General features: G+C 69.0%; 1 protein-coding gene. It reads left to right on the plus strand.

Translation table 11 applies throughout. The annotated features are described in order from the left end of the window. The coding region (locus AC1DWF_RS33250) for a TonB-dependent receptor domain-containing protein (RefSeq protein WP_476842764.1) at positions 1-856 on the plus strand (856 nt) is incomplete at both ends.

The following is an 856-nucleotide window of genomic DNA, read 5'->3' on the forward strand; positions in this document are numbered from 1 at the left end:
GAACTACGGCGCGCGCTTCGACGTGATGAACCAGCAGGTGAACGCCTCGCAGCTGAGTCCGCGCGCGAACCTCGTCTGGCGGCCCACGGAGGCAACGACCATCTCGGCCGGCTATGCCCGCTACTTCACGCCGCCGCCCTCGGAGCTGCTGACCAATCCGGCGCTGAACCGCTACGTCGGCACCACCCTCGCGCCCGAGGTGCTCCTGGCCAGCCCGCCCCGGCCCGAGCGCGCGCACTACCTGAACCTGGGCATCCGCCAACGCATCGGCGAGAGCCTGACGCTGGGCGGCGAGGCCTTCTACCGCTCCGTCCGCGACATGCAGGACCTCGGCCAGTTCGGCAGCGCCTATATCTTCTCGCCCTACAACTACCGGGAGGGCCGGGTCTTCGGCACGGAACTGTCGGCGCAATGGCGCCGGGGGCCGCTGCTGGCCTATGGCAACCTCACCCTGTCGCGTTCCGAGGGGCGCGGCCTCGTCTCCAACCAGTATTTCTGGAGCACGGCCGAGCTCGCGCAGGTGCAGAAGAAGTTCGTCCGCACGGACCATGACCAGCTCATCACGGGCTCGGCCGGCATCGCCTACACGGCCTGGGAGGGCGGCAACGTCTCCTCGACGCTGGTCTATGGCAGCGGCATGCGGCGCGGCTTCGCCAACAGCCAGGTCGTGACGCCCTATGTCACCGTGAATCTCGGGCTGAGCCAGGAATTCACCATCGCCGGCGGCGGCAAATGGACCGCGCGGCTCGACGTGCTGAACCTCTTCGACCGCAGCTACCAGCTCCGCGACGGCACCGGCATCGGCGTCGGCGCGCCGCAATACGGCCTGCGCCGCGGCATCTATGCCGGGCTCTCG

It is taken from the genome of Aminobacter sp. P4_D5, assembly GCF_056401815.1.